The organism is Streptomyces sparsus (genome assembly GCF_054776295.1).
This window is the reverse complement of sequence record NZ_BAAHCA010000824.1, coordinates 1-2,212: the sequence shown is the minus strand read 5'-3', so window position 1 is coordinate 2,212 and position 2,212 is coordinate 1. Positions and strand designations below refer to the sequence as shown.

Annotated in this window: 2 protein-coding genes; both read right to left on the bottom strand. The window is 71.3% G+C overall.

Features of this window, described 5'->3' with window-relative positions; all coding sequences use genetic code 11:
- Nucleotides 1-73: 73 nt before the first annotated feature.
- A complete protein-coding gene (locus ACYVE9_RS23850) occupies nt 74-787 on the bottom strand; it encodes a glycoside hydrolase family 12 protein (RefSeq protein ID WP_461029954.1) in 714 nt (237 codons plus the stop codon).
- A gap of 408 nt (nt 788-1,195) precedes the next feature.
- Entirely contained in the window at nt 1,196-2,107 is a 912-nt protein-coding gene (locus tag ACYVE9_RS23845) for a glutaminase (RefSeq protein WP_461029953.1), read from the bottom strand.
- Nucleotides 2,108-2,212 lie beyond the last annotated feature (105 nt).

Sequence of the window (2,212 nt, the reverse complement as noted above, 5' to 3'; positions counted from 1 at the left end):
GGACTCCGGCCACTCCTGCGCCGGAGTCCGGCGGTGCGCCGGGCGGTATCACCGCACACCCGGCATCGGGTGATCACCTGTGGCTGACGCCGAACTGCCTGGTGACGAAGTCCATTCCGCCGGCCGCCGAGGTGATCTCGTAGCCGAACTGGACGTCACCGATGGGCTCGCTCCGGCTGATCCAGCCCCGGCCGGCGATCCAGCGCAGGACGGACAGGATGTCCACGCCGGCCGCCGAGGTGTGAGAGGTGCGGAGGAAGGAGTAGACGTTGTTGTGGCCGTTGCTGCCCCGGTAGACGTCCCACGTGTGGCCGCCGACACTGACGCGGGTCTGGTACGTCCCCAACGGCCCGACCGGGCCGTGCCAGTTCATCCAGAGCATGACCTCGTGGTCGTAGTCGGTGTCCCAGATGTCGTACGCGGTGGCGTACGCGCCGGCCCGCGGCACGGAGACGTCGAAGGTGCTGCTGAGCGAGGAGAGCTGGTCCAGGTTGCGGTTCACCACACGCTTGGCGTTGGGGTAGGACTTGATCCCGCCGGTGTTGGGGTGGTCGGCCCAAGTGCCCCAGTTGCTGTGGCTGTTGGCCCACATGGACTGGTACCCGGCTCCGGAGCCCCAGATGTTGTTGTAGAGGGTGTAGCCCCCGGTGTTCCAGTGGCCCCACTGCTCGTCGGTCGACCAGGCGGCGGCATGGGCGGGCGACACGGACACCCCGAGGAGCACCGCCAGGGCGACCAGGGGCGTGAGCAGTCGCAGAAAGGCCCTGCGGGCAGTGCGTTTCACCATGCGTGCGTCTCCTTGGTCGGTCCCGCCGCGCGGGACGCTGTGGGGGGGGCGGGGCCGGGTGCCGGAGCCGTCGCTCCGAGGCGGAACCTCGGGGGCACTGGGGGTCGACGCCGGCCCCGGACCGGGCGGGCAGTCGCGGCCGGGCCTTAGCGGGAAGCCCTGCACCTGTCGGCCTACCTGGTTCGGATGTGATCGAAGCGCTTCGATCCGTGAGATTAGGACGCATCAACAGGCCGCACAAGCCCCGCCGCACAACTTCGAACGAGCGTGTTCCGCCCACGGTTCGAAGCCATGCCCGCGCGCATGTTTGCCACCGCCGCCGCCCGGTGCCCCGGTGACGTCCGCGCTCGATCCCCTTCGAAGCGCTTCGAGCGTTTCGGCGGGCGGGCCGCCGCGGAGGGACAGCGCCTAGAAGACCGACCAGTCGGAGCGGTGGGTGAAGTCCTCCAACGCGGCCATCGCCCCCACCGAGTTGCCGACCGGGTCGAGTCCCGGGCTCCAGGCGCACACCGCTCCGCGTCCCGGCACGATGGCCAGGATGCCGCCGCCCACGCCGCTCTTGCCGGGCAGGCCCACCCGGTAGGCGAACTCGCCCGCCGCGTCGTAGGTGCCACAGGTGAGCAGGACGGCGTTGATGCGCTTGGCGTCGCCGCGGCCGAGCAGGCGGGTGCCGTCGGCGCGTACCCCGTGGCGGGCCAGAACGCAGCCGGCCATCGCCAGGTCGCGGCAGTCCGCGGCCACCGAGCACTGCTCGAAGTAGTGCTGCAACACGTCGTCGACCGGGTTGTGCAGGTTGCCGAAGGACGCCATGAAGTGGGCCAGTGCCGCGTTGCGGTGGCCGTGTGCGGCTTCGGAGGCGGCGACCGCCGCGTCGGTGTCGATGCCGGCGCTGCCGGACTCCCGGCGCAGCAGGTCCACGACCGCGCCACGGGCGTCACCGGTCAGGGTGAGCAGCGCGTCGGTGACGACGAGCGCGCCGGCGTTGATGAAGGGGTTGCGAGGAACCCCCTGCTCGGACTCCAACTGGATCAGCGAGTTGAACGGGTTGCCGGACGGCTCCCGGCCGACCCGCTGCCACAGCGGCGACCCGCCGTGGGCGAGGGCGAGAGCGAGGGTGAAGACCTTGGAGATGCTCTGGATGGAGAAGGGCGTGCGCCACTCCCCCACGCCGTGCACCTCACCCTCCACCGTGGCGAGCGCCATGCCGAACGCGTACGGGTCGGCGCAGGCCAGTGCCGGTATGTAGTCGGCCGGCATGCCGCGGCCCAGCACCGGCTTGGCGGTGTCCATCGACTTGTTCAGCAGCTCCAGGTAGTCCACCCGCCCATTGTCCTCGCCGCTCGCCGCCGCGGCACGGCGGTGTCCGGCGGACGAGCCGGCACCACTCGCGGGCGGCGGGGGCGAAGGCCGGGGCCCGAGGGGCCG